27 protein-coding genes and 1 other RNA gene are annotated in these 24,733 nt (G+C 50.2%); 16 read left to right on the top strand and 12 right to left on the bottom strand.

Going from position 1 to position 24,733, the window contains the following annotated elements:
- Positions 1 to 69: 69 nt before the first annotated feature.
- From AC0Z7K_RS14335 to smpB, 3 genes are all read right to left on the bottom strand, one after another.
- Positions 70 to 1,269, bottom strand: a complete 1,200-nt coding sequence (locus AC0Z7K_RS14335) for an integrase domain-containing protein (RefSeq protein ID WP_485614952.1) — start codon at positions 1,267 to 1,269, stop codon at positions 70 to 72.
- A gap of 192 nt (positions 1,270 to 1,461) precedes the next feature.
- Positions 1,462 to 1,825: a transfer-messenger RNA gene (ssrA, locus tag AC0Z7K_RS14330) on the bottom strand.
- 49 nt (positions 1,826 to 1,874) lie between these two features.
- Positions 1,875 to 2,357 carry an SsrA-binding protein SmpB gene (smpB, locus tag AC0Z7K_RS14325; RefSeq protein ID WP_112164228.1) on the bottom strand — a complete coding sequence of 161 codons (483 nt, stop codon included), beginning with the start codon at positions 2,355 to 2,357 and terminating at the stop codon, positions 1,875 to 1,877.
- 154 nt (positions 2,358 to 2,511) lie between these two features.
- Between smpB and AC0Z7K_RS14320 the strand changes: the two genes are divergently transcribed.
- Positions 2,512 to 2,946, top strand: a complete 435-nt coding sequence (locus AC0Z7K_RS14320) for a type II toxin-antitoxin system RatA family toxin (RefSeq protein WP_112164229.1) — start codon at positions 2,512 to 2,514, stop codon at positions 2,944 to 2,946.
- Entirely contained in the window at positions 2,939 to 3,223 is a 285-nt protein-coding gene (locus AC0Z7K_RS14315; protein WP_485614951.1) for an RnfH family protein, read from the top strand. The genes AC0Z7K_RS14320 and AC0Z7K_RS14315 overlap by 8 nt, the downstream gene beginning before the upstream one ends.
- A gap of 78 nt (positions 3,224 to 3,301) precedes the next feature.
- Here the strand turns inward: AC0Z7K_RS14315 and bamE are convergent, their stop codons facing one another.
- The 3 genes from bamE to nadK form a co-directional block, all read right to left on the bottom strand.
- Positions 3,302 to 3,646 (bottom strand): outer membrane protein assembly factor BamE, encoded by a 345-nt coding sequence (bamE, locus tag AC0Z7K_RS14310; RefSeq protein WP_413528283.1) that lies wholly within the window; start codon positions 3,644 to 3,646, stop codon positions 3,302 to 3,304.
- Between the two features lie 112 nt (positions 3,647 to 3,758).
- Positions 3,759 to 5,420 (bottom strand): DNA repair protein RecN, encoded by a 1,662-nt coding sequence (gene recN, locus AC0Z7K_RS14305; protein ID WP_485614950.1) that lies wholly within the window; start codon positions 5,418 to 5,420, stop codon positions 3,759 to 3,761.
- Positions 5,421 to 5,515: 95 nt separating this feature from the next.
- Positions 5,516 to 6,394 (bottom strand): NAD(+) kinase, encoded by an 879-nt coding sequence (gene nadK, locus AC0Z7K_RS14300; protein WP_485614949.1) that lies wholly within the window; start codon positions 6,392 to 6,394, stop codon positions 5,516 to 5,518.
- Between the two features lie 137 nt (positions 6,395 to 6,531).
- On the opposite strand from nadK, the gene grpE reads away from it, so the two are divergent.
- Positions 6,532 to 7,119 carry a nucleotide exchange factor GrpE gene (grpE, locus tag AC0Z7K_RS14295; RefSeq protein WP_056770817.1) on the top strand — a complete coding sequence of 196 codons (588 nt, stop codon included), beginning with the start codon at positions 6,532 to 6,534 and terminating at the stop codon, positions 7,117 to 7,119.
- Between the two features lie 63 nt (positions 7,120 to 7,182).
- On the opposite strand, the gene ung is transcribed toward grpE, so the two are convergent.
- Positions 7,183 to 7,866 carry a uracil-DNA glycosylase gene (gene ung / locus AC0Z7K_RS14290; RefSeq protein WP_413528013.1) on the bottom strand — a complete coding sequence of 228 codons (684 nt, stop codon included), beginning with the start codon at positions 7,864 to 7,866 and terminating at the stop codon, positions 7,183 to 7,185.
- A 342-nt stretch (positions 7,867 to 8,208) separates the two neighbouring features.
- Here ung and grcA point away from each other — a divergent pair, with 342 nt between their 5' ends.
- Positions 8,209 to 8,592, top strand: coding sequence for an autonomous glycyl radical cofactor GrcA (gene grcA, locus AC0Z7K_RS14285; protein WP_112164236.1), 384 nt, complete (start codon positions 8,209 to 8,211; stop codon positions 8,590 to 8,592).
- An 88-nt stretch (positions 8,593 to 8,680) separates the two neighbouring features.
- On the opposite strand, the gene srmB is transcribed toward grcA, so the two are convergent.
- Entirely contained in the window at positions 8,681 to 10,009 is a 1,329-nt protein-coding gene (gene srmB, locus AC0Z7K_RS14280; RefSeq protein ID WP_485614948.1) for an ATP-dependent RNA helicase SrmB, read from the bottom strand.
- A gap of 156 nt (positions 10,010 to 10,165) precedes the next feature.
- Here srmB and trmN point away from each other — a divergent pair, with 156 nt between their 5' ends.
- Complete coding sequence (gene trmN / locus AC0Z7K_RS14275) at positions 10,166 to 10,912, top strand: tRNA(1)(Val) (adenine(37)-N(6))-methyltransferase TrmN (protein WP_485614964.1); 747 nt, start codon at positions 10,166 to 10,168, stop codon at positions 10,910 to 10,912.
- A 45-nt stretch (positions 10,913 to 10,957) separates the two neighbouring features.
- Here trmN and nadB read toward each other — a convergent pair whose 3' ends face one another.
- Positions 10,958 to 12,559 (bottom strand): L-aspartate oxidase, encoded by a 1,602-nt coding sequence (gene nadB / locus AC0Z7K_RS14270; RefSeq protein ID WP_413528015.1) that lies wholly within the window; start codon positions 12,557 to 12,559, stop codon positions 10,958 to 10,960.
- A gap of 214 nt (positions 12,560 to 12,773) precedes the next feature.
- Here nadB and rpoE point away from each other — a divergent pair, with 214 nt between their 5' ends.
- The 4 genes from rpoE to rseC are packed head-to-tail and all read left to right on the top strand — an operon-like array spanning position 12,774 to position 15,479.
- Positions 12,774 to 13,349: an RNA polymerase sigma factor RpoE gene (gene rpoE, locus AC0Z7K_RS14265; protein WP_485614963.1), complete on the top strand. Its 576-nt coding sequence runs from the start codon at positions 12,774 to 12,776 to the stop codon at positions 13,347 to 13,349.
- A gap of 30 nt (positions 13,350 to 13,379) precedes the next feature.
- Positions 13,380 to 14,027: an anti-sigma-E factor RseA gene (rseA, locus tag AC0Z7K_RS14260; RefSeq protein ID WP_485614947.1), complete on the top strand. Its 648-nt coding sequence runs from the start codon at positions 13,380 to 13,382 to the stop codon at positions 14,025 to 14,027.
- Positions 14,027 to 14,980 carry a sigma-E factor regulatory protein RseB gene (gene rseB, locus AC0Z7K_RS14255; protein ID WP_485614946.1) on the top strand — a complete coding sequence of 318 codons (954 nt, stop codon included), beginning with the start codon at positions 14,027 to 14,029 and terminating at the stop codon, positions 14,978 to 14,980. Before rseA ends, rseB begins: the two co-directional genes overlap by 1 nt.
- Positions 14,981 to 14,996: 16 nt before the next feature.
- On the top strand, positions 14,997 to 15,479 hold the full coding sequence (gene rseC / locus AC0Z7K_RS14250; protein ID WP_485614945.1) for a SoxR-reducing system protein RseC: 483 nt from the start codon (positions 14,997 to 14,999) through the stop codon (positions 15,477 to 15,479).
- Positions 15,480 to 15,541: 62 nt separating this feature from the next.
- Here the strand turns inward: rseC and AC0Z7K_RS14245 are convergent, their stop codons facing one another.
- Positions 15,542 to 16,357, bottom strand: coding sequence for a DUF6585 family protein (locus AC0Z7K_RS14245; RefSeq protein WP_485614944.1), 816 nt, complete (start codon positions 16,355 to 16,357; stop codon positions 15,542 to 15,544).
- A 420-nt stretch (positions 16,358 to 16,777) separates the two neighbouring features.
- On the opposite strand from AC0Z7K_RS14245, the gene lepA reads away from it, so the two are divergent.
- The 7 genes from lepA (at position 16,778) to acpS (ending at position 23,407) form a co-directional block, all read left to right on the top strand.
- A complete protein-coding gene (lepA, locus tag AC0Z7K_RS14240) occupies positions 16,778 to 18,580 on the top strand; it encodes a translation elongation factor 4 (RefSeq protein WP_112164243.1) in 1,803 nt (600 codons plus the stop codon).
- A 28-nt stretch (positions 18,581 to 18,608) separates the two neighbouring features.
- On the top strand, positions 18,609 to 19,586 hold the full coding sequence (gene lepB, locus AC0Z7K_RS14235; RefSeq protein WP_485614943.1) for a signal peptidase I: 978 nt from the start codon (positions 18,609 to 18,611) through the stop codon (positions 19,584 to 19,586).
- A gap of 273 nt (positions 19,587 to 19,859) precedes the next feature.
- Entirely contained in the window at positions 19,860 to 20,540 is a 681-nt protein-coding gene (gene rnc, locus AC0Z7K_RS14230) for a ribonuclease III (RefSeq protein ID WP_112164245.1), read from the top strand.
- Positions 20,537 to 21,442, top strand: a complete 906-nt coding sequence (gene era, locus AC0Z7K_RS14225; protein WP_112164246.1) for a GTPase Era — start codon at positions 20,537 to 20,539, stop codon at positions 21,440 to 21,442. The genes rnc and era overlap by 4 nt, the downstream gene beginning before the upstream one ends.
- A gap of 11 nt (positions 21,443 to 21,453) precedes the next feature.
- Positions 21,454 to 22,191: a DNA repair protein RecO gene (gene recO, locus AC0Z7K_RS14220; RefSeq protein ID WP_112164247.1), complete on the top strand. Its 738-nt coding sequence runs from the start codon at positions 21,454 to 21,456 to the stop codon at positions 22,189 to 22,191.
- Positions 22,192 to 22,295: 104 nt separating this feature from the next.
- On the top strand, positions 22,296 to 23,027 hold the full coding sequence (gene pdxJ / locus AC0Z7K_RS14215; protein ID WP_413528022.1) for a pyridoxine 5'-phosphate synthase: 732 nt from the start codon (positions 22,296 to 22,298) through the stop codon (positions 23,025 to 23,027).
- Positions 23,027 to 23,407, top strand: coding sequence for a holo-ACP synthase (gene acpS, locus AC0Z7K_RS14210; protein ID WP_413528023.1), 381 nt, complete (start codon positions 23,027 to 23,029; stop codon positions 23,405 to 23,407). The genes pdxJ and acpS overlap by 1 nt, the downstream gene beginning before the upstream one ends.
- A gap of 1 nt (position 23,408) precedes the next feature.
- On the opposite strand, the gene AC0Z7K_RS14205 is transcribed toward acpS, so the two are convergent.
- Entirely contained in the window at positions 23,409 to 23,663 is a 255-nt protein-coding gene (locus AC0Z7K_RS14205; protein ID WP_413528024.1) for a YfhL family 4Fe-4S dicluster ferredoxin, read from the bottom strand.
- A gap of 100 nt (positions 23,664 to 23,763) precedes the next feature.
- A complete protein-coding gene (locus AC0Z7K_RS14200; protein WP_485614942.1) occupies positions 23,764 to 24,612 on the bottom strand; it encodes a MurR/RpiR family transcriptional regulator in 849 nt (282 codons plus the stop codon).
- Between the last annotated feature and the right edge of the window lie 121 nt (positions 24,613 to 24,733).

The raw sequence follows: 24,733 nt of genomic DNA, 5'->3' as shown, positions 1-24,733 counted from the left end.
GGCGAAGGTAAGTTGATGACTCATGATGAACCCTGTTCCATGGCTCCAGATGACAAACATGATCTCATATCAGGGACTTGTTCGCACCTTCCCTAACTCTGCCCACCAAGTCATTAGCTCTTGACGCTGTACTAAATATGATGAGCGGTTATATGCTTTCCTTACTTCATTTTTGTCACTGTGAGCTAGTGCTGCTTCGATTACATCCGCATTAAAACCTGCCTCATTCATAGCAGTGCTAGCGATAGACCTCAATCCATGTGCTACCAACTTCCCACCATAACCTATACGTTTTAATGCTGCGTTAGCTGTCTGGCTGTTCATAGGCTTACCTGGGTCATTGCGACTAGGGAATACGTACTGACGATTGCCGCTAATTTGACGCATGATCTCCAGTAGTTCTAAAGCTTGTTCAGAAAGTGGGACTATATGGTCTCGCTTTGCCTTCATCCGCACAGCTGGGATACACCACTGCTTATTAACTATGTCGATCTCTGCCCAAGCTGTTGCCGATGCTTCCGCTGGTCGTATGAGCGTTAGCATTTGCCATTCAAGCAGGCAGCGGGTTGGTATTGATAAATTGCTCATCGAAATCGTGCGCATTAGTTTGGGCAGTTCTTCGGGGCGTATTGTGGGCATGTGCTGCTTCTTAAGGCGCTCAAAAGCATTACCGATACCTGAAGCTGGATTTGCCTCAATCAGTCCAACATTCACCGCATAAATCATTATCTCGTTAATGCGCTGAACCAACCGCCTGACCGTCTCTAATGCTCCGCGTGCTTTGATTGGTTCCAACACCTGGATCAAAGTGCGAGCTTTCAGCTCCTGAACAGGAATATTTTCAATACTGGGCAGTATGTCTTTCTCAATAGAACGCCAGATATCTTTAGCATGGTCAGCGCTGACGTGACTTTGCTTCAGCTCGAACCATTTACGTGCAACATTGACGAAGATGCTTTCCTGAGCGATTTGGAGCTTCTCTGCTTCTTCATCAGCTCTTGCTTGCGGGTCTATCCCTCGGACTAACATCGCAAGCTTCTCTGCACGCACTTCTCTGGCATCAGCCAGTGAAAGAGCAGGATAAGCGCCGAGGCTAATCATGGTGCGTTTTGAAGTACCAGGCACCTGGTAGCGAAAGCGCCAAATTTTCTTGCCGGTGGTTTTGACCAGGAGAAAGAGTCCGTCGCCGTCATGCAAAGTGAGGTCTTTATCTGTGGCTTTGGCTTTTTGTACTTCGGTGTGGGTGAGAGGGCGTGTAGTCCGCGCCATGCAAGGGTCTTCCCTAATTGGTATACGTTTATTGGTATATATCTTAGCGTATACCAATTCGTATACCAATAGACGCCGGTTTCAGGCGGATCTACTCGGACTTCTACAGACACAAAAAAGCCCGCAAACCTAGAAGGAATGCGGGCTTTCAGGACTTCTCCGGACTTATCTGGTAATAACCGGATCATTATTTGGTGGAGCTGGGGGGATTTGAACCCCCGTCCAGAATTACTACACCGTCGGCACTACATGCTTAGTCCAATCTTTACATTCGCCGGTTAGCTGCGGATGGACACGCCACTAACAAACTATCCTGATTGGGTTTAACGCTTTCACCCCAGGCAAGGTGTCCACGCGATCTCTTTTGGGTTTGACCTCTCTTGATCCCCGTCCTAAGAGCGGAGGCTAGGGAGAGAGGGCTCTAAGCAGGGTATTAAGCTGCTAGGGCGTAGTTTTCGTCGTTTGCGACTATTTTTTTGCGGCTTTTTACGAGGCCAACCGCCCCTCGGCATGCTCCTTGGGCTTCGCAAATCCTGTCGAATCCAGAATCAGCCCCAAGTACTATTTCGCAGTATACCAGCAAAACACCAAGCTAAGCCAGAGACTTAGCGATTTGCGTGCTTCATGATACGTGCTTTGTCTACTTTCCACTCACGATCTTTAATGTCATCGCGCTTGTCGTGCTCTTTCTTACCTTTAGCCAGACCGATCTTCACTTTTGACCATGCATTTTTCCAGTACATGGAAAGCGCGACGACGGTGTAACCATCGCGACTGACTTTGCCAAACAGCGTTTCTAACTCACGCTTGTTCAGCAGTAATTTTCTTGTACGGGTCGGGTCACAAACAATATGACTGGACGCCATGTTGAGAGGTTGAATGGTTGCGCCAAACAAAAAGGCTTCACCGTCGCGGAATGTGACGTAACTGTCAGTGATGTTTGCTTTACCAGCACGCATCGATTTGACTTCCCATCCCTGCAAAGCAAGCCCCGCCTCGAATTCATCTTCAATGATATATTCGTGGCGAGCGCGTTTGTTCATCGCGATAGTCGCGGAACCGGGTTTATGTGCTTTTTTCTTTGTCATAGTGATACTTATTATACTGTAAGCGTTGCCGAATGAAATCCCCACGCGTCTGACTCTGTTGTTTTTCCTTTTTTGGCCCCCTGTGCTTCGTAGTTTTTATTACCGGGCGGATAAATGGTATTATCTGTACGTTTTATGACACCTGGAAAATGATATGCCACAGATAAGTCGTTCTGCGCTGGTGCCTTTCAGCGTGGAACAGATGTACACCTTAGTGAATGATGTCGATGCTTACCCGCAGTTCCTGCCTGGTTGTACCGGCAGCCGTATTTTGGATAACAGTGATACGTCAATGACGGCAGCTGTTGATGTTTCGAAAGCGGGTATCAGCAAAACCTTTACCACGAAGAACACATTAATCAGTAATAAGCGTATTGATATGCAACTGGTTGATGGTCCGTTTCGTAAGCTGACCGGGGGCTGGGACTTCATCGAACTCAGTCCGGATGCCTGCAAAGTGCAACTCAGCCTTGATTTTGAATTTACGAATAAATTGATCGAATTAGCTTTCGGGAAAATCTTTAAAGAGCTCGCGGGCAGTATGGTTCAGGCGTTCACCCTGCGTGCGAAAGAGGTCTACAGTGTCTGAAATCTGCGTTGAAGTGGTCTATGCATTGCCGGAACGTCAGTATCTTCGAACCGTTAAGCTGGAGGAGGGAAGTAACGTCGAACAAGCGCTGCTGGCTTCCGGGTTATTGGAGTTGCGTAAAGATATCGATTTGAAAAAGAATAAGCTTGGGATTTATAGCCGGCCGGTCAAACTGGCTGATACCGTCAATGACGGTGACAGGATCGAGATTTACCGTCCGCTGATTGCGGATCCGAAAGAGTTACGGCGCATTCGCGCTGAACGTTCCAAAAAATAAGGCGCCTGAGGCGCCTTATTTTTTTACCCTGAAAGATGATTTTTGGGTTGTTACCAGCGACCATCACACCGGGGCGGTTTATTTCTGATCGGTCAACGTCGGCTTGTTATCAATGTTAGTCAGCGTATCTGAGCCGTTGAAGGTCAGTGTCAGTGTTTGCTGAGTGACGCCCTGATGGCCTGGTTCCTGACGGAACACGTAATACCAGACATCGCTGCCAAATGGATCGTGCAGCATCGGCGTGCCAAGAACATAAGCAACCTGTTGCTTAGTCATGCCGGTATGAATTTTTTGTACGTCAGCAGGGGATAAGTAGTTCCCCTGATTAATGTCAGGCCGATAAACCACCTTTTCCAGAGTGGAACAGCCCGCAGTAAGCATTACAAGAGCTACAGCGGCGGCAGTTAGCGTTTTACAGCGCATAGTCATTACATTCCTTTAGGGCATAAGATGCCGATGATAATAGACCTTTCATCAGTTTGAAACCTTTGCGGGGCACCTGTATGACCGCTGAACTGTAAAAAAGTTGAGCTTTTTACGCGGCGAGCAACTCTTTTGCATTGGCCAGGGTGTTTCGGGTGACTTCACTTCCGCCCAGCAAGCGCGCCAGTTCTTGCAAACGCGCCTTTTTATCGAGGCGATTCATTTGCGTTTCTGTCACTTCACCGTCAGTTTCTTTGCTAACAAAATAATGCTGATGGCCACAACCTGCAACCTGCGGTAAGTGCGTGACGCACATAACCTGGGTTGATTCACCCAACTGACGCAACAGACGTCCGACAATCGCTGCAGTCGGGCCGCTGATGCCAACATCCACTTCATCGAAGATCAGTGCGGGTGTTTCCATCTTTTGCGCTGTAATAACCTGAATCGCCAGCGCGATACGGGAAAGCTCGCCTCCTGAAGCAACCTTAGCTAAAGCCTGCAACGGTTGTCCCGGGTTAGTGGTGACCTGGAACTCCAGACGGTCAGCACCTTCTGCTCCCAAATGTTCCGGTTCGAAATGCACCTGAATTTGGAACTTACCGTGAGGCATGGAAAGAGCTTGCATGCTTTGAGTTATCAGCAGTGTCAGCTCATCAGCGAAGAACTGACGCTTATCGTGCAGCTCGGCGGCAATGGCGACAGCTTGCTGGTAATGCGCCTGTACTGCTTCACTCAGTTCTGCCTGATTGGTTTCCTGATCATCGAGCGCCTGCTGTTCTTCCAGCAACTGACGATGATGCTCGGGCAATTCTTCCGGTCTCACATGATGCTTACGTGCCAGATTCATCTGACGGGATAAACGCTGCTCCAGTTCGAACAACCGGTTGGGATCCATATCCAGACGTTCACTGTAATGGCGAAGTTCATCACTGGCCTCGCTGATTTGAATCGAGGCGTCGTCCAGCATGACGATCAGGTCATTCATTTTGCTGTCGAGCTCAGCCAGTTCAGTGAGCTGGTTGCGCGCACTGTACAGCAAACTAACAATATTTTGTTCTTCGCCATCGGCCAGCAGATGCAATGCACTCTGGCTCAGTGAGAGAAGCTGTCCGCTGTTCGCCAGGCGTTTGTATTCTTCATCGATTTGTTCATATTCGCCGGCCTGCGCAGAGAACTCATTGAGCTCTTTCAGCTGATATTGCAATAACTGACGGCGTGATTCACGTTCGTTCATCTGTTGCTGATACAGCGCCAGCTGACGGCAGCTCTGGTGCCAGTTCTGATACGCTTTACGCATTTCAGCCAGCAGGAGGGGCTGATCGGAGTAAGCATCAAGCAGATGTTTTTGGTGTTCAGGTTTGAGTAAAAGCTGGTGGGCATGCTGCCCGTGGATTTGGATCAGATGCTGGCCCAATTCGCGCAGCTGCGATAATGGCACCGGTGTCCCGTTGATAAAGCCCCGTGAGCGCCCGTCACTGCTGATGGTACGACGCAGCAGGCAGTCATGCCCTTCATCGAGTTGATTTTCAGCCAGCCAGAGTTTCGCGGAAGGGGTATCGGCTAAGGTGAAGCGCGCACAGATATCTGCGCGGCTTGCGCCGAGACGCACCATGCTGCCATCGGCGCGGTTACCCAGGCAAAGCCCGAGCGCGTCAATAGCAATGGACTTACCAGCACCGGTTTCCCCGGTGATTGCCGTCATCCCTGCATGAAAATCGATTTCTAACTCACGGACAATAGCAAAGTTACTGATAGTTAATTGCGCCAGCATGATCACCTTCCTGTACATAACAACAGACCTGTAATTACATACAGTATAAACTGGTTTTATATACAGTAAAGAGGCTGGCGAATTATTTTTTCAATTCAGAACAGTTTTTTTGACCATCCGAGTTTGGTGCTTAACGTATTGAAATAGCTGTAATCCTTTGGGTGGATCAGATTAAGATGGAACTCGCTGCGACGAATCACGACCTCTTCGCCGGGTTGGATAGGTAACGCAATCTGGCTGTCACAGCTGATTTCTAGATCAGTACTCATATGTGAGAATCGCAGGCAAATGGTGCTGTTACTATTAATAACCAGCGGGCGTGCCGAGAGCGTGTGCGGGAACATCGGCACCAGTGCAATCGCTTCTAATGTCGGCGTCAGGATCGGGCCACCGCCGGAAAGTGAATACGCCGTTGAACCCGTAGGTGTCGATATAATCAGGCCGTCGGAGCGTTGAGAAAACGCGAACTTGTCGTCGATATAGACTTCAAATTCAATCATGTGTGCGACTTTCCCCGGGTGGAGCACCACTTCGTTGATAGCCGTGCTAACGCGACATTGCTGATCTTTACAGCGCACCATCGCTTCCAGCAGAAAACGTTGCTCGCTGATATATTCGCCTTGTAAAACGTCATCCAGCTGCTGTAACGCGTTGTCCGGATCCAGATCGGTCAGAAAGCCCAAATTACCTCGGTTAATGCCGATAACTTTGATGTCATAGCGCGCCAGTACCCGCGCCGCGCCGAGCATATTGCCGTCACCGCCGACCACGACAGCCAAATCTGCCAATTTGCCAATTTCCGCCAGACTGCCGGTTTGCGCGCCTTCCAGGGCTAAATCTTGCGCCACCTGCCGCTCAACAATCACCTGATAACCCTTTGAGATTAACCAGTGATAAAGCATTTCATGGGTGGCAAGTGCGGAAGGATGGCGAGGGTGTCCGACTATCCCAATGCACTCAAATTTTTTATTCATCGCTGTGGTTATCCTCAGCAGGGTGTGATGACTCCTGCATTATGACCGGTTTCATTAAAAACCAAACCTTGAATCCCCGGTTTTGATCCCCATAATAAGCCAACTAGCAAGATTAATGCTAAAACGCGGAGATATTCATGAGTAGTAAAGAACATAAGACACCTGACGAGCAAGTCTCTGAAGAACTGAATCAGGAACAAGAGCTGCATGCGGAAGCGGAAACTCAGGCGGCAGATGTCGTTGACCCGCGCGATGAACGCATTGCTGAACTAGAAGCACAGCTGAAAGAAGTCCAGCAGCGTGAGCGTGACAGCCTGCTGCGTGCGAAAGCGGAAGTGGAAAACGTCCGTCGTCGTACTGAACTGGACATCGAAAAAGCACACAAATTCGCCCTGGAAAAATTCTCCGGCGAGTTGCTGCCAGTGATTGATAACCTGGAACGTGCGATCGATTTGGCTGATAAATCCAATCCTGAACTGACCGGTCTGATTGAAGGTGTTGAACTGACCCTGAAATCCATGCTGGATGCGGTTCGCAAGTTCGGTATGGAAGTGGTGGGCGATATTCACGTGCCATTTAATCCTGAACTGCATCAGGCGATGACCATGATGGAATCCGAAGAGCTGGAGCCTAATCACGTGATTATGGTTATGCAGAAGGGTTACACGCTGAATGGTCGTCTGTTACGTCCGGCGATGGTCGCGGTTTCTAAAGCGAAAGCCTGATTCTGTTTTGAACAGAGTAAGATGATGAAAGAGGCACCTTTGCTGGTGCCTCTTTTTTTTACGTCATTGCGCAGGTAATACCGGCACCCAATCAATGGGAGTCAGACCCTGTTTTTCCAACAAGGTATTCGCCTGAGAGAAATGTTTGCAACCCAGAAACCCGCGATGTGCCGAAAGCGGGGAAGGGTGCGGCGCTTTCAGGACATGATGGCGTTGCGTATCGATAATGTTACCCTTTTTCTGTGCGTGCGAACCCCACAGTAAGAAGACAATCCCTTCGCGATTTTCATTCAGTGCCGCAATCACCCGGTCGGTGAACGTTTCCCAGCCCAGCTTGGCGTGAGAGTGCGCCTGCCCACCTTCAACGGTCAGAACCGTGTTAAGCAGTAGCACGCCCTGATCGGCCCAGCTTTGCAGATAGCCGTGATTCGGACGCTCAAACCCCGGGATATCCGTGATCAGCTCTTTATACATATTCACCAGCGACGGTGGCGCAGGAATGCCGGGGCGGACGGAGAAGGATAAGCCATGAGCCTGATTTGGGCCGTGGTAAGGATCCTGCCCGAGGATGACCACTTTCACATCCGCCAGCTCTGCCGAGCGAAAAGCGTTAAACACATCCTGCTGTGGCGGATAAATGGTTTTTCCAGCAGCACGTTCAGCAGCAACAAACTTCAGAGTATCAACGAAGTAGGGCTGTTCTTTTTCCTGACCAATCACGTCATGCCAGGTGAGAGTTTTGGACATTGACGCTCTCCTTTTGAAGGTAATTTTATTGCGCGTAGCTTACCTGCTCGTCCCTTCGAGCGAAACCCGCACATCCTTTTGCTGATGTTTATCTTGGGTTTAACATTTCTGTATGCAATTTTTATTGATAATTTACAAAAATAATTTAAGCGCAGGGGTTGGAAAAATTGATATAAAACATAAATATGCCGGGAGTGGCAAATAACCACACTGAAAAGATTGATATTAGTCAAGGTTCGCGGGGTGTAGTGCTGTTATATCTGAGAGCAGAAATAACAGGTTGCCGTATGAACCTGACACTCAACCAATTAACAGTATCGTAGCCAATTATGGAGGCAACATATGATCACCGGGATCCAAATTACCAAAACTAATAACGAAGCCCTGAAAAATTCTTTCTGGCTGCTGGATGATGAAAAAGCAGAAGCGCGCTGCGTGTGTGCAAAAGCGGGTTATGCGGAAGACCAGATCGTTGCTGTCAGCGAACTGGGCCAGTTCGAATACCGTGAAGTGCCGATGGAAGTTCAGCCGACTGTACGCGTAGAGGGTGGCCAACATCTGAACGTTAACGTACTGCGTCGCGAAACGTTGGAAGATGCGGTTAAGCATCCTGAAAAATACCCGCAGCTGACCATTCGTGTGTCTGGCTATGCGGTACGTTTCAACTCACTGACTGCTGAACAGCAGCGTGACGTGATCACCCGTACCTTCACCGAAAGCCTGTAATCACAGCGCTGTTTCGCTGACTGAAGCCAATAAAAAACCGCCTGAGAAGGCGGTTTTTTTTCATCTGTATCAGGTGATTAGCTGATACTTATTTTGACGCGTCTTTCGCCGCATCAGGTTTTACGCGGCGTTTGCCCACGTTTTTACTGTCGCGATGGCGAACTTTCACTTTCACCTTCGATTTTTCCTGCGCGGCTTTCTGCTTCTCTTTACGCTTCGCCAGTACTTTCTTGGATGGCTTACCGGTGGTCTTCTCGCTTGGTGCTTTCGTTTTCGGACGCAGTTCGTCGATCACGCGAGGTTTCAGCGGCTCATTCAGATAACGGCCAATTTTGCCCAGCAGCAGATGGTCATGCGCTTCCACGAAAGAAATCGCCGTACCTTTACGGCCAGCACGGCCGGTACGCCCGATACGGTGCAGGTAGATATCAGCGGTCAGCGGCAGGTCAAAGTTGAAGACGTGGCTGATGTCGTTAATATCCAGACCGCGCGCGGCGATATCGGTGGCAACCAGCACATTCACGCGGTCTTCGACCATACGCTTCACGGCTTCGGTACGCTTAACCTGAACCATTTCGCCTTCGAGATAGCAGGAGTTAATTCCCGCTTCGCGCAACCATGCAACCAGTTCGTGCACACGCTCACGCTTACGCACGAAGATCACGGATTTGGTGACATCTTCCTGTTTCAGCAGGTGGATCAGCATCTGCGTTTTGTGTGGCACATCATCAACGCGGTAATACCACTGCAGGATTTTTTTACGTTCGCGGCGTGACGGATCGGCTTCAATTTCAACCGGTTCAGTCAGAATGCGTTCAGCGAATTCACGGATGGCTTCCCCTTCCAGCGTTGCGGAGAACAGCAACGTCTGTTTACGCCAGCGTGCTTCGGCAGAAATGGTTTCTATATCCTGCGCAAAACCCATGTCCAGCATGCGGTCAGCTTCATCGAGGATAAGCGTTTCGATGGCGCGGCAATCAAAGTTTTCTTCTTTAATATATTGCAGCAAACGGCCAGTCGTCGCGACGACAATGTCCTGGTTTTCGCTGAATACTTCGGCGTGGTTCATGTACGCCACACCGCCGGTGATCGTCGCGATATCCAGATCGGTATGCTTGGCCAGTTCGCGTGCCTGATCGGCAACCTGCATAGCCAGTTCACGCGTTGGCGTGAGGATCAGAATTCGTGGCGGACCAGATTTCTTACGCGGGAAATCCAGCAAATGTTGCAATGCAGGCAACAGGAATGCCGCTGTTTTGCCGGTGCCGGTAGGAGCCGAACCCAACACATCGCGTCCGTCCATTGCAGGCGGAATTGCCTCTGCCTGAATGACAGTCGGCCGGGTATAGCCTTTTTCGCCTAAGGCGTCTAGCAGGCGTTCATCGAGTTCGAGTTCGGAAAAATTCGTTACAGTCATGGTCTACCTCTACTTGGGGCGCCGATTATAGACGTGTTAGACGCGATCTTCACCTATTTAAGCGGTTTGCGTACCTTTTCCTCTGCATCTCTTTGCCCTATGCTACGTCAGTTTTCGTTCACAGGCCTGATGGCTGGCGCAATTACGGTGAAATTAGTGACAAAAGAAGTCAGTTCCTCTCAGCCTTTACGGCGTAATGGATTTACCTTTAAACAGTTTTTTGTGGCGCACGATCGGTGCGCGATGAAAGTCGGCACCGATGGCGTTCTGCTTGGCGCAACGGCATCAGTGAGCCATGCCCGTCGCGTTCTGGATATCGGCTGCGGCAGCGGACTTATCGCTATGATGCTGGCGCAGCGCAGCGGTCCTCAGACGCAGATTGATGCCGTAGAACTTGAGCCTGCCGCGGCATCGCAGGCGGCTGAGAATTTTGCCGAGTCCGTATGGGCACACAGAATGGCCGTGTATGCGCAGGATATCAATGATTACGCCGATCAACATCATGCAGCCTATGACCTGATCGTCAGTAATCCCCCTTACTTCGTATCTGCAATGGCCTGCCGCGATGAAGCGCGAAATGCTGCGCGGTACACTGAAACGCTGACCCACGACGCGTTGCTCGATTGCGCCGTTAAGCTCATCACGCCCGAAGGAATGTTCAGCGTAGTACTGCCGTATGATATTGGGATGACGTTTGAAGCGATGGCGCGTCAGAAAGGCTGGTTTAGCGCCTGGCGGATGGTGGTTCGCGATCGCCCCGGGAAACCCCTGAACCGTATGCTGTTAACTTTATCCCGACAACCGGCAGAGATTGTCGAACAGGAGCTGGCACTGCGGAAATCCGAAGGGATTTACAGTGAGGCGTTTTGCGCATTGATTACGGATTTTTATCTGAATTATTAAGATGGGCGAAAATTGAAAAGTGCGTTCCTTCGCACTTTGACGCCATTAAGGCTGGAGGATCGTGGGCTGCGGATTTTCCTGTAAATCAGGGTAATCCAGCGTGTAGTGCAGTCCGCGACTTTCTTTGCGTTCCATGGCGCTGCGGACGATCAGCTCTGCGACTAACACCAGATTTCGCAACTCCAGCAAATTATTGGAAATGCGGAAATTGGCGTAATATTCATCAATCTCCTGTTGCAGTGTCATGATACGACGCAGCGCGCGCTCCAGTCGTTTCGTCGTACGTACAATCCCGACGTAGTCCCACATGAACAACCTCAATTCATGCCAGTTATGTTGGATAACTACTTGTTCATCTGAATTGTCCACCCGGCTTTCGTCCCACTGCGGCACATGTTTCGCCAGTTTGACGTGAGGCAGTCGCTTAATAATATCTTCCGCCGCTGACCAGCCATATACCACGCATTCAAGTAAAGAGTTCGATGCCAGCCGGTTCGCACCATGCAGTCCGGTATAGCTGACTTCACCGATAGCATATAAGCCGTCGAGATCCGTACGCCCGTGCTGATCGACCATCACGCCACCGCAGGTATAATGCGCAGCAGGAACAATCGGAATGGCTTCTTTCGTGAGATCAATACCCAGAGAACTGAGCTTTTCATCAATCATCGGGAAGTGATGTTTGATGAATTCCGGCGGGCGGTGGCTGATATCAAGATACATGCAATCCGCGCCGAGACGCTTCATCTCATGGTCAATGGCTCTGGCAACGACATCGCGGGGAGCCAGTTCGCCACGCGAATCAAAGTCCGGCATAAAGCGCGAGCCGTCCGGGCGTTTGAGTACGGCGCCTTCGCCGCGCAGGGCTTCCGTCAGCAGGAAATTACGTGCCTGCGGGTGATAAAGGCAGGTCGGGTGAAACTGATTGAATTCGAGATTGGCCACGCGACAGCCTGCTCGCCAGGCCATTGCTACACCGTCGCCTGATGAAATATCCGGGTTGGTGGTGTACTGATACACTTTCGCCGCACCGCCCGTCGCCAGCACAACGGCTTTGGCTCGCAGTGTTTCGACATGTTCTTTGTCGCGGTTCCAGACATACGCGCCCACCACGCGCTGAGTCCCTGGTAAACCGATTTTGCTGGAGGTAATTAAATCAACTGCGTTATAGCGTTCCTTAACGCAAATATTGGCATGTGCTCTTGCTTTACCTACCAGCGTAGTTTCTACTTCTTTACCTGTCGCATCAGCAGCATGCAGGATCCTGCGGTGGCTGTGGCCACCTTCACGGGTCAGGTGATAACGTTCTTCTGAACTCGCGTTGGTTTCGGTATCAAACAGGACACCCTGATCGATTAACCACTGGACGCAATGACGTGCATTGCTGGCGATAAATTCAACGGCTTCTTTGTCGCATAAGCCTGCACCGGCGATTAAGGTGTCTTCGACGTGTGAGGCAATACTGTCTGCTTCATCGAAAACGGCGGCGATACCACCCTGTGCGTAGAACGTGGAACCTTCGTTGAGAGGGCCTTTGCTGAGAATAGTTACGTGACAGTGGTCTGCAAGTCGCAAAGCCAGAGAAAGGCCCGCAGCGCCACTTCCGATAATCAATACATCACTGACAAATTCAGATGAAGGTTGCATAACGTATGATGTTTGCAGAAGAAGAGGGAAATTCATGTTAGCCTAAACCTCCGTGCAAAAGCCACGGGCATGAGACTTCAATAGAAAAAACAATGGCGATGTGGAACTTAATGTTCCATGTGAACTCCAAGCTGTACTTGCTCAGGAATATAATGATGAAAGCTGGCAGTACTACTTTATGCGCGGAGATAGTTTTGGGGAGATTTTACCTCGGATGAGCGAGCAGTTAGCCGATCAGGTTCTGGTTGAGCGGGTCCAGAAGGGTGATCAAAAATCGTTCAATTTACTGGTTATCCGATACCAGCATAAGGTAGCGAGCCTTGTATCCCGCTATGTGCCACAGGGCGATGTGCCTGATGTGGTTCAGGAATCTTTCATTAAAGCCTATCGCGCACTGGATTCATTCCGTGGCGACAGCGCTTTTTATACCTGGTTGTATCGTATTGCAGTCAATACGGCGAAAAATTATTTAGTTGCACAGGGCAGGCGTCCACCCTCCAGTGATGTGGATGCAAACGAAGCCGAGAATTTTGAAAGTGGCGGCGCTCTGAAAGAAATATCGAACCCTGAGAACTTGATGTTGTCAGAAGAGTTACGGCAAATAGTTTTCCGTACTATTGAAGCACTCCCGGAAGATCTTCGCATGGCGATCACTCTGAGGGAGTTGGATGGATTAAGCTACGAAGAGATAGCGACCATCATGGATTGTCCGGTGGGTACGGTGAGATCCCGAATTTTCCGTGCCCGGGAAGCAATTGATAATAAAGTTCAACCGCTCATCCAGCGTTAGAGATGACGGACACAGGAAGGGTACTTAGGCATGCAGAAAGAAAAGCTTTCCGCTCTGATGGATGGTGAAGCCATTGATAATGAACTGTTAAGTTCCTTATCAACAGATCCTGCGCTTCAGCAAAACTGGCAGAGTTATCATTTGATCCGCGATACCTTGCGTGGTGATATTGGGAATGTGGTGCATCTGGATATCGCAGATCGTGTGGCCGCTGCGCTGGCAAACGAGCCGGTTAAACTGGTTCCTGGGTCTGCTACCGAATCGCAACCTCAGCCTCATACCTGGCAAAAAATGCCGTTCTGGCAGAAGGTTCGCCCTTGGGCAAGCCAGCTGACTCAGGTCGGTGTTGCAGCCTGTGTATCGCTGGCGGTGATTGTCGGTGTTCAGCACTACAATCAGCCTGATGCCTCTGGTGCTTCACCAGAAACACCGGCGTTCAATACTCTGCCAATGATGGGTAAAGCTTCTCCGGTTAGCTTCGGCGTACCGAGCGAGGGTAATACCGCCAACGGGCAGCAGAACGTGCAGGAACAACGCAAGCGTATCAATGCGATGTTGCAGGATTACGAATTGCAGCGCCGCTTGCACTCCGAGCAGCTTCAACTTGAACCTGTTACGCCACAACAAGCCGCTGTTCAGGTCCCTGGTACTCAGTCTTTAGGAACGCAAACGCAGTAATGAAGCAAATTTGGTTTGCCGTTTGTTTAGCGACAGGCAACCTGCTTTATTCAGGTATCGCCTCGGCAGAGACATCTACCGAGGCGTTATTACAGGATATGGGCAAAGCCAGTCAGTCGCTGAATTATGAAATGGGTTTTATCAACATCACGAAGCAAGGGATTGATTCCTATCGCTATCGTCATGCTATCTCTAACCGAACCTCGCTGGCACAGCTGGTTCTGATGGACGGTCCGCGCCGTGAAATTGTCCAGCGTGGAAAAGACATCAGTTACTTTGAAACCGGCCTGCAACCCTTCACGCTGGATGGCGATCACATCGTTGATTCGTTGCCCTCAATTGTCTTCAGTGATTTCTCCCTGCTCTCAAAGTATTACGACTTTATTGCCGTTGGTCGAGCGCGTGCAGCTGACCGTTTGAGCCAGGTGATTCGTGTGGTTTCACGCGATGGCACGCGTTTCAGCTATGTGATTTGGGTGGATGAAGAGACCAAATTGCCAATGCGCGTTGATTTGTTGGATCGCGATGGTGAGACGCTGGAGCAATTCCGGGTGATTGGTTTTAATGACGTTGATAAAGAAGTCATCAGCTCACTGGCCGACCTCGAAAAAGCCAATCTTCCTCCTGTGCTTTCCTTACCGGCTTCCGAGCAGGTGAAGTTCACCTGGCAGGTGAAATGGCTTCCGGCAGGTATCACTGAAGTGGCCAGCAGTCGCAGAACGTTGCCAAATATGCCCGTTACGATAGAATCACGGTTATATACCGACGGATTGTTCAGTTTCTCAGTCAACGTCACTGCAACAACTAACGGCCCATCTGAGCAGTTGATCAGGCAGGGGCGCAGAACGGTGCAAACAGAAATACGTAATGGCAATGAAATTACTGTCGTCGGCGAATTGCCGCCTTCCACGGCCAAGCGTATCGCTGACAGCATCGTGTTCTCTGCAAAATAAATTTGAGGGCAATCACATGATGAAAGAATGGGCCACCGTGGTCTCGTGGCAAGATGGTGTCGCATCACTGCGTTGTGAAACGCAGGCGGGATGCAGCAGCTGCCATTCACGTTCAGGATGTGGTGCCCGCGTACTCAATAAACTGGGGACGCAAACCGAGCATAATCTGCAGGTAAACATTTCTGAGCGTCTTGAGCCGGGACAAAAAGTCGAACTGGGGATTCCTGAAGGAAGCCTGCTACGTTCGGCATTTTTGGTTTATATGACGCCGCTGTTTGGCGTGATCCTTGGCGGTGGTCTGCTACAGGCGCTGTTGAAAGCAGATGTTTATGCGGTAGTCGGTGCGGTGCTGGGGGGCGGGCTGGGCTTTTTAATCGCCAAAGCGCTGGCGACGAAAGTTGATGGTCAGTCTGGTTATCAGCCTGTCGTCTTGCAGGTAGGCTTACCACCAAATGCATTCCGGTATTCTGTTGAGTCAGAACCGAACCTTCCTTCCTGATATAAAGCCGCTATCTCTGAGAGATAACGGCTTTTAATTACGTCCTTGTCATCCTGCCCATTCTAATGTCTGACCGGTATTCGGTTCTGAATCATATGCTCAATCAGCGCAATAAAAAGATCGGCGCTGGAAAGCGATGTATACGGAACGGAGAATAAAATTCTGCCATGTTTATCAAGCAATCTGACCAGCGGGCTGTTGCTGCCTCCGCTGATAAACTGAATATCCTCTACCGGCACGATTTTACCTTGGTCGGGCGTGAGCGCCAGCGCGCTCAGTCTTATCTTTTTCTCATTCATCATGAGCTTACTATTGAAGAAATGTTTCAGGCCACAGCGAGCATGCGTCGTGCTGGTGAAGTGAATGTCACCGCCCTGGGCAAGGGTATTGAGTGCCCACGGGCCACGAAACATCAGTTGCTCAGTTTTTATGATCTCAATTAATCGTTCAGAGTTAGCGATGTTTGGCGTGATATGGTGCCAGGTTCGGCTATTCTCTTCACGAAATAACATGGTATTTAAAATCCGCCGTGAATATTTCCCTGTCCTGAAACGATATATATCCATGATCCTTTCAAACGGAATGAACCTGTTTTTTTTGTCTTCCTGGCTTATCACTAAAATGCCATTTTCATGCAACTGATAGATCTGATGAGGCCGGATCAGGCGTCTCAAAAACATCAGGACAACACCCAAAGCAATGCTCAAGAGTGCCGTAAAAAACACGCTATAGAGGCTGTTTGCCGGGTGATCAACGGTCAGCAGAAAGGCGAGTTGTATTGCCCCTGCGACCAGTAAGAGAATTGACAGGACCAGTGTGATCCACGAGTTGGCTTTGGCAAAGCCATGCTGACTGAGCAGCCGCCCTTCATTGATCATGTTGATAACCTTGTGACCGGATTGAGTTAAAAAATAAAAAAGCTTAAGGAAGAATGGAGATTGAAATTGTTATTTTTGGAATCAAATTTTCTTTTTATAACAATATATTAAGAACAGATCGTGGTTTTTGTATATGGGGATTTTCCTAAAGCAGTAAAGGCCGATGAATGTCGATAATCTTAGGCACGGAACATGCGAAAGTATCTGCTGGCAGAAGGTGGCGTGGATAACTGAAGTAAATGTCCGTTCTGGCTTTGAGGAAAGCACGCATAATGTGGAGTAAAGGGATGTGGAGACTAGGTTTTCACGGTGCTGACATGTAGAATGCTGCCACTTAGGCGAAAGACAGCCAACCTACAAACCGTCGCTGCATGTTCATGGCGAATGATCCAGAAATACCAAGGCAGAAAAACTTTTATAATGAAGCATATACGAAATTTCTCCATTATTGCCCACATTGACCACGGTAAGTCGACGCTGTCCGACCGTATTATTCAAATTTGCGGTGGATTGTCCGACCGTGAAATGGAATCACAGGTCCTCGACTCGATGGATCTTGAGCGCGAACGCGGCATTACCATCAAAGCTCAGAGCGTAACTCTCGATTACAAAGCGAAGGATGGGCAAGTTTATCATCTGAACTTTATCGATACTCCCGGGCACGTTGACTTCTCCTATGAAGTTTCCCGTTCTCTGGCTGCTTGCGAAGGCGCATTGCTGGTCGTGGATGCGGGGCAGGGCGTAGAGGCTCAGACTCTGGCTAACTGCTACACTGCGATGGAAATGAATCTGGAAGTCGTACCGGTTCTCAATAAAATTGACTTACCCGCCGCTGATCCCGATCGCGCAGCGCAGGAAATCGAAGACATCGTCGGTATCGACGCGACAGATGCGGTGCGTTGCTCTGCGAAAACCGGCGTCGGTGTTCCGGAAGTTCTGGAACGTCTGGTGCGCGATGTTCCGCCACCCGAAGGCGATCCGGATGCCCCTCTGCAGGCGCTTATCATCGACTCATGGTTCGATAACTACCTGGGCGTTGTGTCTCTGGTCCGTATCAAAAACGGTACCATGAAGAAGGGCGACAAGATTAAAGTGATGAGTACCGGACAGGTTTATAACGCCGATCGTCTGGGTATCTTTACGCCGAAACGCGTTGATAAAGATATTCTGAACTGCGGTGAAGTAGGCTGGCTGGTCTGTGCGATAAAAGACATTCTGGGCGCACCGGTGGGTGACACCCTGACGCTGCAACGTAATCCTGCGGATAAAGTTCTGCCTGGTTTCAAGAAAGTGAAACCACAAGTTTACGCCGGTTTGTTCCCTGTCAGCTCCGACGATTACGAAAACTTCCGCGATGCGCTGGGTAAACTCAGCCTGAACGATGCGTCGTTGTTCTACGAACCAGAAAGTTCAACCGCACTGGGCTTCGGTTTCCGCATTGGCTTCCTCGGCCTGCTGCATATGGAAATCATTCAGGAACGTCTGGAGCGCGAATACGATCTTGACCTGATTACCACTGCACCAACAGTTGTTTATGAAGTGGTGACTACCGGTAACGAAATCATCTACGTTGATAGCCCGTCTAAGCTGCCAGCGCTGAATAATATTCTGGAATTACGCGAACCTATCGCTGAGTGTCATATGCTGATGCCTCAGGAATATCTGGGTAGCGTTATTACACTCTGTATTGAGAAACGTGGCGTACAGACGAATATGGTTTACCACGGTAACCAGGTTGCACTGACCTACGAAATCCCCATGGCAGAAGTGGTTCTCGATTTCTTTGACCGTCTGAAATCAACTTCCCGTGGTTATGCTTCACTTGATTACAATTTCAAACGTTTCCAGGCTTCTGACATGGTACGCGTTGATGTTCTAATCAACGGCGAACGCGTGGATGCCTTGGCGCTGATCACTCACCGTGGCAACTCGCAAGGTCGTGGGCGTCAACTGGTTGAGAAGATGCAGGAGTTGATCCCGCGTCAGCAGTTCGACATTGCTATTCAGGCGGCGATTGGTGCACATATCATTGCCCGTTCGACTGTGAAACAGTTACGTAAAAACGTTTTAGCTAAGTGCTACGGCGGTGACGTCAGTCGTAAGAAGAAACTGTTGCAGAAGCAGAAAGATGGTAAGAAACGCATGAAGCAAGTGGGTAACGTTGAGTTGCCTCAGGAAGCGTTCCTGGCCATTCTCCATGTGGGTAAAGACGGCAATAAATAAATCCTTAATTGAGTTGTAGGGAGTATGCATGGCTAACATGTTTGCCCTGGTTCTGGCGATTGCAACGCTGGTTTCAGGGATTATCTGGTGCCTTGATCGTTTCAAGCTTGCACCCGCTCGCCGGGCTAAAATTGCCAAAATCAAGGCCGAAACGGGTGGTGCCGTAGACGATACCACGCTGAACAAAGTGGCGAAGCAGCCGGGTTGGGTAGAAACCTGTGCTTCGGTATTCCCGGTCTTGTTAGTCGTGTTTGTGGTGCGTTCATTCATTTATGAACCCTTCCAGATCCCGTCAGGCTCCATGATGCCAACGCTGTTAATCGGCGATTTCATCGTGGTAGAAAAATATGCCTACGGTCTGAAAGATCCCATTACTCAGACTAAACTTATCGAAACGGGCGAGCCGAAACGCGGTGATGTCGTGGTGTTCAAATATCCGCTGAATCCAAAAGTGGATTATATTAAACGCCTTGTGGGCTTACCGGGCGACCGGGTGACTTACGATCCTTTCAGTAAGCGAGTCACCATTCAGCCCGCCTGCAAAAGCGGCAGTAATTGTAATATCGCGCTGGCCGTGACTTATGATACCGGCGCTGCCAGTGATTTCGTTCAGACCTTCGCTCAGGCCTCCGGTGGGGAAGCAAGCAGCGGATTTTTTGAAACCCCGCCAACGGAGAATGTCCCTCAGGATGGCGTCCGTTTGGTTCAGTTCAATGAAACGCTGGGCAATGTAACGCACCACATTCTGACCGTGCCCGGCGCGCGTGACCAGCTAGGGGCTTATTATCAGCAACCGGGCCAGCCGATGGGCACCTGGGTTGTTCCGGCCGGCCATTACTTCATGATGGGCGATAACCGTGACAACAGTGCAGATAGCCGCTATTGGGGCTTTGTGCCAGAAAAGAACTTAGTGGGTAAAGCTTCTGCCATCTGGATGAGCTTTAAAAAACAAGAAGGTGAATGGCCTACCGGTGTTCGTTTAAGCCGTATCGGTGGAATACATTAATTCTTGCTATTGCTGCCCGGAATAATTCGAGTTGCAGGAGGTGAAAGCCCCTGCAACTTCAATAATGACGGGCATATTAGCGCAGCATTAAATATCCACACGTTGTAGAATAACCCTTCGGGCGATAAAAGTTGGCTCTTCGGATTTTTATTTCATATTGAAAATGCACTGAGAGAGCCACTGCAAACGAAACAGCTTTGGATTGGCTTAGGGCGAAGCAGGCCTGTTCCGTATGCTGAAGTTTTTGACGCATTCTTGATCTATTGGTAACTCATGAATCCCATCGTAATAAACAGGCTTCAGCGGAAGCTGGGCTACACTTTTCAACAGCAGGAGCTTTTATTGCAGGCACTGACTCACCGCAGCGCAAGCAGTAAACACAATGAGCGTTTAGAGTTCCTGGGTGATTCCATTCTTAGTTATGTGATTGCTAACGCACTGTACCAACGTTTTCCTCGGGTAGACGAGGGCGATATGAGTCGCATGCGTGCCACGCTGGTGCGCGGAAATACGTTAGCTGAAATGGCACGTGAATTCGATCTTGGTGAATGCTTGCGTTTAGGGCCGGGCGAATTAAAAAGTGGTGGTTTCCGCCGTGAGTCAATTCTTGCGGATACGGTGGAGGCACTCATTGGCGGCGTATTCCTGGACAGTGATATCCAGAACGTCGAAAAGCTGATTCTCGATTGGTACCGTAGTCGTTTAGACGAAATCAGTCCCGGTGATAAGCAGAAAGACCCAAAAACCCGTTTACAGGAGTTTTTGCAAGGTCGTCATCTGCCGTTGCCTTCTTATCTGGTTGTGCAGGTTCGCGGTGAAGCACACGACCAAGAGTTTACCATCCACTGCCAGGTCAGTGGCTTGAATCAGCCGGTTGTAGGAACCGGGTCAAGCCGCAGAAAAGCCGAGCAGGCGGCAGCGGAACAAGCGCTGATACAGCTGGAGCTTGAATGAGCGAAGAAAAGAATTACTGTGGTTTTGTAGCAATCGTTGGCCGTCCTAACGTCGGTAAATCAACCTTGCTGAACGAATTATTGGGGCAGAAGATCTCCATTACTTCGCGTAAACCGCAAACAACACGTCACCGTATTATGGGTATCCATACAGAAGGCCCTTATCAGGCGATTTACGTGGACACCCCAGGGCTGCACATGGAAGAAAAGCGGGCGATCAACCGCCTGATGAACCGTGCAGCAAGCAGTTCGATCGGTGATGTGGAACTGGTTATTTTCGTGGTTGAAGGCACCCACTGGACGCCGGACGACGAAATGGTCGTGAATAAATTGCGCGACATTAAGGCGCCGGTTCTGCTGGCTATCAACAAAATCGATAATGTCACTGACAAATCGAAGTTGTTGCCACACTTGCAGTTCCTCAGCGAACAGATGAACTTTATCGATATCGTGCCAATGTCTGCCGAAAAACGTATCAACGTAGATACCATCGCCAGCATCGTGCGTAAGCGTCTGCCGGAAGCGATTCATCATTTCCCTGAAGACTACATTACTGACCGCTCACAGCGTTTTATGGCCTCTGAAATCATCCGTGAAAAACTGATGCGTTTCCTGGGCGAAGAACTGCCTTACTCCGTGACCGTAGAAATCGAGCGATTTGTGAGTAATGAACGTGGCGGTTACGATATCAATGGCCTGATTCTGGTAGAACGTGAAGGCCAGAAGAAAATGGTTATCGGTAACAAAGGCTCAAAAATCAAGACGATCGGTATCGAATCTCGTCAGGACATGGAAAACATGTTTGAAGCGAAGGTTCATCTTGAATTATGGGTTAAGGTCAAATCCGGTTGGGCAGACGATGAACGTGCGCTGCGCAGTCTGGGTTATACAGACGACTTATAAGGTCCGCGCCTATGGAAGGCTGGCAACGCGCATTTGTATTGCATGGGCGACCTTACAGTGAAACCAGTCTCATGCTGGATCTTTTCACTGAAGGACAAGGGCGGGTGCGTATACTGGCTAAAGGTGCGCGTGGCCGCCGGTCCAATCTGAAAGGCTGCTTGCAGCCTTTTACCCCTTTACTGGTTCGCTGGAGCGGGCGGGGAGAAGTGAAAACCCTGCGTAACGCTGAGCCGGTTTCTCTGGCTCTTCCTCTCTCCGGTTTGATGCTTTACAGCGGCCTGTACGTTAACGAACTGGTTTCCCGCGTGCTTGAACAGGAAGCCAACTACTCCTCGTTATTCTTCGATTATCTCAATTGTCTGCAAAACCTCGCGGGGGCGACCGGCTCTCCGGAATATGCGCTGCGTCAGTTTGAACTCGCACTGCTGCATCATCTGGGCTACGGCGTGGATTTTTTGCATTGTGCGGGCAGTGGCGAAGAAGTCAGTGACACCATGACCTATCGTTATCGCGAAGAGAAAGGGTTTATCGCCAGTCTGGTGATCGACAACTCAAGCTTTACCGGTAAAGATTTGAAAGCGTTGGCTAGCCGTGATTTCCCCGACGTAGCCACTCTGCGCGCCGCCAAACGTTTCACCCGTATTGCGCTCAAGCCCTATCTCGGCGGTAAACCGCTGAAAAGCCGTGAGCTGTTCCGCCAGTTTCAGGTCAAAAAGCCTGTCGCACCTTCTGACAATTCTGCCAGCTAATTTTTTCCCCAGACTACACGCCACCGTACCCTAGGGTGTAAACTGCGGAAATTGGCTTTTTTGATCCACTCTTAAATCAATCCATTCTTAAATCTGGAGCTGTTATGGCTGAGTTGCTGTTAGGCGTTAACATTGATCATGTCGCAACACTGCGTAATGCACGCGGTACGGCTTACCCTGATCCTGTTCAGGCGGCGTTTATCGCTGAACAGGCGGGAGCTGACGGGATCACCGTTCACCTGCGCGAAGACCGTCGCCATATCACCGATCGTGATGTCCGTCTTCTGCGTCAGACCATCCAGACCCGCATGAATCTCGAAATGGCGGTGACCGATGAAATGGTCGGCATTGCCTGTGAAGTTCTGCCGCATTTCTGCTGCCTGGTGCCGGAAAAGCGTGAAGAAGTCACCACCGAAGGCGGACTCGACGTTGCCGGGCAGATCGACAAAATGACCGTTGCCGTCTCCCGTCTTAGTGAAGCGGGTATTCTGGTTTCCCTGTTTATCGATGCAGATCTGCGCCAGATAGACGCTGCCGTTGCCGTGGGTGCGCCTTATATCGAAATTCATACCGGTGCGTATGCCGAAGCGAAAACTGACCTTGAGCGCCAGGCCGAGCTTCAGCGTATTAAACAAGGTGCCGCTTATGCCGCGGGCAAAGGGTTGAAAGTGAATGCCGGTCACGGGCTGACTTACCACAACGTACAGCCGATCGCAGCGATGCCAGAGATGCACGAGCTAAACATTGGCCACGCAATCATTGGTCAGGCCGTGATCGATGGTTTATCGGGTGCCGTGCGCGAAATGAAAAACCTGATGCGGGAAGCACGCCGTTAATGAGTATTTTAGGTTTAGGTACGGATATCGTTGAGATAACCCGTATCGAAGCAGTGATTGAACGCAGCGGCGACCGGCTGGCAAAACGTATCTTGTGCGCCAATGAATGGGCTGTCTACCAGCAGCATCAGCAGCCGGTTCGCTTTCTGGCAAAGCGTTTTGCGGTGAAAGAAGCCGCGGCGAAAGCGCTGGGCACGGGGATCCGCAACGGGCTGGCGTTTGAACAGTTTGAAGTGGTGAACGACGTGCTGGGAAAACCGGGGCTGATATTTCACGCCCGTGCCGCAGAAATGGCGGCGGAGCTGGGCGTGAAACACGTCCATGTGACGCTGGCCGATGAGCGACGTTACGCGTGCGCCACGGTGATTATCGAAAATTGAATTACACGGTGTGATGCAGTACGACGAATTTGTCCCAGAGCTGCTCGTTGGATTCGGTGTGTTGCGGATTAATGATGATCGTGTTGTCGATCGGGCAGACGCTCTGGCAGGTCGGCTTGTCGTAATGGCCGACACATTCCGTACAGCGATCGCTGTCAATTTCGTAAATCTCATTGCCCATCGAGATCGCCTGATTCGGGCACTCCGGTTCGCACATATCGCAGTTAATGCATTTGTGTGTGATCAGCAGGGCCATAACATCTCTCGTATCTTCAATAATCAGGGCGCGCAGTATACCAGAATTGCGCTGGCATAGTTTCCGCGCCAGCGCCTTTCCACGCCTGAACTGATCCTGATCAAATCAGCTTTTTTACTAATTCTTCGCTGTGGCGGATCCGCTCCGGCGCATGTTCTGTATCCTGCTGAACCAGTGCAACAAACAGCAGATCGGTCAGTGAATATTGCGCGGTGGTTGCCGAGAGCGCTGCACCACGCGTGGCCGGTAATTCGGCGACGGTATAGAGACAGTGGTCAGCCTGCTGTTGCAGCGTATTGGGTGTAAAACCGGTGATCGCCAGTACTTTCGCACCGCTCTCTCGTGCGACCCGCGCTGCCAGATTGATTTCACTGCGTTCACCGCTCGATGAAATCGCCAGCAGCAAATCCTTTTTAGACAGCGCCTGCACGGTGGCGATAAGCACGTGAGTGTCGGATTCGGCGATGGCAGTCACGCCGATTTTTAGCAACTTATACGCCAGATCCCTCGCCACCAGACCGGATGCCCCGATGCCCGTCAGCACAATTTTTCTGGCATCGGTCAGCATGGATAAGCCAATTTTTAACCGGGGTTCACCGTTGATATCCAGCGTAGCGCGCAATGCCGCCTGTTTTTCTGCCAGCAATTTCTCCCCGACCACATGCAAACTGTCCGTGCTGAGGATCTGATTGTGCACCGTCACAGGCGCATTATTTTTCGGGGAGGCCAGCGATTCGCTCATCGCCAGTTTCAGTGCAGGAAAACCTTTATATCCTAATTTTTGTGCGAACTTTACGACGCCCGACTGGCTGACGCCTGCCATTTCCGCCAGTTTTTGCGAGCTAAGATGGCGTGCTTTATCCGGCTGATCCAGTAAGAAATCGGCCAGCTTGCGGTCATTTTGTGCCAGCCTTGGGTAGAGCTGGCGGATCCGAATCATACAACTCATGCTGGGTTTTCCCCGTTCCTCAAAATACCGACATCACGTTTTACTGATTATGTTCTTTAAAGTAGCAAATATTCCTCGCATTGATGAATAAAATATTCAAGTATTGTGCAATTATTTTGAA

Source organism: Rahnella sp. 1L-D-7-B-C2 (assembly GCF_057290995.1).
The sequence above is the reverse complement of the archived record's forward strand: the minus strand, read 5'-3'. Positions and strand labels throughout refer to the sequence as shown.

Bases quoted from the DNA above. Each gene is read 5' to 3' on its own strand.
- bamE (WP_413528283.1), bottom strand. From the start codon at position 3,646: ATGCGCTGTAAAACGCTAACTGCCGCCGCTGTAGCTCTTGTAATGCTT.
- nadK (WP_485614949.1), bottom strand. From the start codon at position 6,394: ATGAATAAAAAATTTGAGTGCATTGGGATAGTCGGACACCCTCGCCAT.
- AC0Z7K_RS14200 (WP_485614942.1), bottom strand. From the start codon at position 24,612: ATGAGTTGTATGATTCGGATCCGCCAGCTCTACCCAAGGCTGGCACAA.
- rnc (WP_112164245.1), top strand. From the start codon at position 19,860: ATGAATCCCATCGTAATAAACAGGCTTCAGCGGAAGCTGGGCTACACT.
- grcA (WP_112164236.1), top strand. From the start codon at position 8,209: ATGATCACCGGGATCCAAATTACCAAAACTAATAACGAAGCCCTGAAA.
- smpB (WP_112164228.1), bottom strand. From the start codon at position 2,357: ATGACAAAGAAAAAAGCACATAAACCCGGTTCCGCGACTATCGCGATG.
- srmB (WP_485614948.1), bottom strand. From the start codon at position 10,009: ATGACTGTAACGAATTTTTCCGAACTCGAACTCGATGAACGCCTGCTA.
- AC0Z7K_RS14335 (WP_485614952.1), bottom strand. From the start codon at position 1,269: ATGGCGCGGACTACACGCCCTCTCACCCACACCGAAGTACAAAAAGCC.
- grpE (WP_056770817.1), top strand. From the start codon at position 6,532: ATGAGTAGTAAAGAACATAAGACACCTGACGAGCAAGTCTCTGAAGAA.
- nadB (WP_413528015.1), bottom strand. From the start codon at position 12,559: ATGCAACCTTCATCTGAATTTGTCAGTGATGTATTGATTATCGGAAGT.
- lepB (WP_485614943.1), top strand. From the start codon at position 18,609: ATGGCTAACATGTTTGCCCTGGTTCTGGCGATTGCAACGCTGGTTTCA.
- rseA (WP_485614947.1), top strand. From the start codon at position 13,380: ATGCAGAAAGAAAAGCTTTCCGCTCTGATGGATGGTGAAGCCATTGAT.
- ung (WP_413528013.1), bottom strand. From the start codon at position 7,866: ATGTCCAAAACTCTCACCTGGCATGACGTGATTGGTCAGGAAAAAGAA.
- recO (WP_112164247.1), top strand. From the start codon at position 21,454: ATGGAAGGCTGGCAACGCGCATTTGTATTGCATGGGCGACCTTACAGT.
- acpS (WP_413528023.1), top strand. From the start codon at position 23,027: ATGAGTATTTTAGGTTTAGGTACGGATATCGTTGAGATAACCCGTATC.
- AC0Z7K_RS14245 (WP_485614944.1), bottom strand. From the start codon at position 16,357: ATGATCAATGAAGGGCGGCTGCTCAGTCAGCATGGCTTTGCCAAAGCC.
- AC0Z7K_RS14320 (WP_112164229.1), top strand. From the start codon at position 2,512: ATGCCACAGATAAGTCGTTCTGCGCTGGTGCCTTTCAGCGTGGAACAG.
- rseB (WP_485614946.1), top strand. From the start codon at position 14,027: ATGAAGCAAATTTGGTTTGCCGTTTGTTTAGCGACAGGCAACCTGCTT.
- AC0Z7K_RS14205 (WP_413528024.1), bottom strand. From the start codon at position 23,663: ATGGCCCTGCTGATCACACACAAATGCATTAACTGCGATATGTGCGAA.
- pdxJ (WP_413528022.1), top strand. From the start codon at position 22,296: ATGGCTGAGTTGCTGTTAGGCGTTAACATTGATCATGTCGCAACACTG.
- era (WP_112164246.1), top strand. From the start codon at position 20,537: ATGAGCGAAGAAAAGAATTACTGTGGTTTTGTAGCAATCGTTGGCCGT.
- recN (WP_485614950.1), bottom strand. From the start codon at position 5,420: ATGCTGGCGCAATTAACTATCAGTAACTTTGCTATTGTCCGTGAGTTA.
- lepA (WP_112164243.1), top strand. From the start codon at position 16,778: ATGAAGCATATACGAAATTTCTCCATTATTGCCCACATTGACCACGGT.
- rseC (WP_485614945.1), top strand. From the start codon at position 14,997: ATGATGAAAGAATGGGCCACCGTGGTCTCGTGGCAAGATGGTGTCGCA.
- rpoE (WP_485614963.1), top strand. From the start codon at position 12,774: ATGAGCGAGCAGTTAGCCGATCAGGTTCTGGTTGAGCGGGTCCAGAAG.